This window comes from Arthrobacter sp. H41, from assembly GCF_000520535.1.
Lineage (GTDB): Bacteria > Actinomycetota > Actinomycetes > Actinomycetales > Micrococcaceae > Arthrobacter_D.
Genome location: NZ_KI914828.1, coordinates 1 through 2,540 on the forward strand (window position 1 = coordinate 1; position 2,540 = coordinate 2,540).

Here is a 2,540-nt window from a genome sequence, read left to right on the forward strand (position 1 = left end):
ACGACGCCGATCCCCAGGATGCCGATCCAGACGATGGGTCCGCCCCCGCCGTCGGTTTCCACGGAGACGAGGTTCAGGAGCATCTGACCTACAGAGATCTCTCCCCAGTAGAAACGGATGCCGGCCGCTGCGATGAGCAGCGCGAGCCCCGCCCAGATCAGGAGGTAGACCAGGACCCGTAGCACGACGACGCCAACCCGTCGGGTCACGGAGAGAATCCGGTCAGACATGGCATCACCTCGCATTCCGGATTCCCCATGTTCGCCGAACCCTCTTGACATTCAACCCGTTCTCGGGTCCGTAGAAGCCTAGTACCGTTACGCTACCCGTTCAACATTGGTTTACCCCTCAGCAACGAGCCGTTCATTCGCAACACGGACAGCATGGTCGCTCGAGGCTGGTACGGGCTGGTCACACGGGATTCCCGGACCCATGCCACAACTCGTCTGGCCGGCCGATCACGCTTGGGCCACTGCCTCCGGAATCGACTTCGACTCCACACTCATCGGTGGCACTTTCGATTTCATCAACGAACTCGTCGACCACCCTGCCTTCGAAGCAGTACGGGTCAGCGAGACAACTGACTTCAGGTGGGACGCCGACGAAATCAATCGGCCCGCCTGAGCGACACCGCCAGAATTATGTTCTGCAGGCTGTTGGACGACCTGAACGTATCTGCGGTGTGTCGACCGGTTGAGACCACCGGAACCAGTTCCCGTGCCTTCTGGTTGTCAGTACACTTGGACGCATGACCGGGCAGGAACCGGCCCCGCCCAGGGCCGCTGCGGCTCCCCCTGGCGGCGCGGGCCTCCCCGCGGACGTGGCCGATTCCTCCACGCCGGTCGAGGATGCCGACGCCCCGCATCCGGCCGACAGCGATGCCGTCGACACTTCCCTGCGCAGTCCGGCAAAGCGGTCCCGCACGTTCGCCGGGATCCTCGTGAACACCGCCCTCGCCAACATCACGACCAGCTATCTGTGGTTCGCCCTGACATTCTGGGTGTACCTGCAGACGCGCAACGTGATCGCCACAGGGGTCATCGGCGGCGCGTACATGCTGCTGATCGCCATTTCCAGCATCAGCTTCGGCACCTTCGTCGACCGCTACCGCAAGCTGGCGGTGATGCGCTTCGCCGCCGGCTTCACCCTGGTGATGTTCGTGCTGTCCGGCGCCATGTTCCTGGTGACGCCCACCGCCTGGCTGCTGGACCTGGCACAGCCGTGGTTCTGGGTCTTCACCCTGATCATCCTGGTCGGTGCTGTGGTGGAGAACATGCGCAACATCGCCCTTTCCACTACGGTCACCATCCTCATCGAGCCGGATCGGCGGGCCAACGCCAACGGGCTGGTGGGCATGGTGCACGGAGTGATGTTCATCGGAGCTTCAGTGCTCTCCGGGCTATCGGTCGGCCTGCTGGGCATGGGCTGGACGGTCGTCATCGCCGTGGTGCTCACGGCACTGGTATTCGCGCACCTGCTTACCCTGCGCATGCCCGAAGAGGTGCGCCCGGCTGCCACGGACGCGCACGGCGGCTTCGATTTGCGTGGCTCACTCGCCGCCGTACTGGCCATTTCAGGGTTGAGCGCGCTGATCCTGTTCTCCACCTTCAACAACTTCGTCGGCGGCGTGTACCTGGCGTTGCTGGACCCCTACGGCCTGGAGATGTTTCCCGTGGAACTGTGGGGGATCTACTTCGCGCTCAGCGCCACAGGGCTCATCGTGGGCGGCGCGCTGATCGGCAAGTTCGGGCTCGGGCCGAACCCGTTGCGCACCATGCTCATCGCAGTCATCCTGATGGGTGCCTCCGGTGCGGTGTTCACGGTGCGGGAGTGGGCATGGCTGTATGTCATCGGCATGTGGCTGCACCTGTTCCTGGTGCCTTTCGTGGAGGCCGCCGAGCAGACGATCATCCAGCGGGTGGTGCCACTGCAGCAGCAGGGCCGCGTGTTCGGATTCGCTCTGGCGTTCGAGTCGGCCGCAACACCGATCACCGCGTTCCTCATCGCACCGCTCGCCCAGTTCTGGATCATCCCGTACGCGCGGTCCACCGAGGGCGCCGCCCGGCTGGCCCCGCTGCTGGGCGAGGGCACCTCCCGCGGCATCGCCCTGGTGTTCCTGATCGCCGGGATCATTATGATCGCGGCTGCGCTGCTGGCCTTTCGAACTCCCGTCTACCGCCGGGTCTCGGCGTCGTATGCGCGGATTGCGGCAGAGGCACCTCTCCACCAGTAGGAACCTGTTCGGAAGGAACCCCACTGCCGCAGGACTCGCCCCACCGGCAGCCCGCCTCATTTGAACCTCAGGCGACGGCCGGCTCCAGTGTTGCGGCCCTTGCCTTGGCGCTCATGGCGACGATCTCGGCCATGTACGGGGCGACGACCGTCGAGCTGACCCGGCAGTCCGCCAGGAACACACCGTTCGCTTCGGAGGTGAGCCAGGCGCGGAGCGTGTCGAGATCATCCAGGGTGCGGATGGTGGCTCCATCGGCCCCGAGGGAGCGGGCCATGCCCGCGAAGTCGACATCGGGAATGGTCATCGG

At 64.8% G+C, this 2,540-nt stretch carries 2 protein-coding genes and 2 pseudogenes; 2 read left to right on the forward strand and 2 right to left on the reverse strand.

The features are described from left to right. Positions 1-230, reverse strand: a pseudogene (locus Y705_RS20275) (LTA synthase family protein); the annotation flags it as partial. 202 nt (positions 231-432) lie between these two features. On the opposite strand from Y705_RS20275, the gene Y705_RS0114425 reads away from it, so the two are divergent. Next, positions 433-624, forward strand: a complete 192-nt coding sequence (locus Y705_RS0114425; RefSeq protein ID WP_026533367.1) for a hypothetical protein — start codon at positions 433-435, stop codon at positions 622-624. Between the two features lie 124 nt (positions 625-748). Then, a complete protein-coding gene (locus tag Y705_RS0114430; RefSeq protein WP_026533368.1) occupies positions 749-2,233 on the forward strand; it encodes an MFS transporter in 1,485 nt (494 codons plus the stop codon). A gap of 67 nt (positions 2,234-2,300) precedes the next feature. On the opposite strand, the pseudogene Y705_RS23285 reads toward Y705_RS0114430, so the two are convergent. Beyond that, a pseudogene (locus Y705_RS23285) lies at positions 2,301-2,540 on the reverse strand (thiamine pyrophosphate-binding protein); the annotation flags it as partial.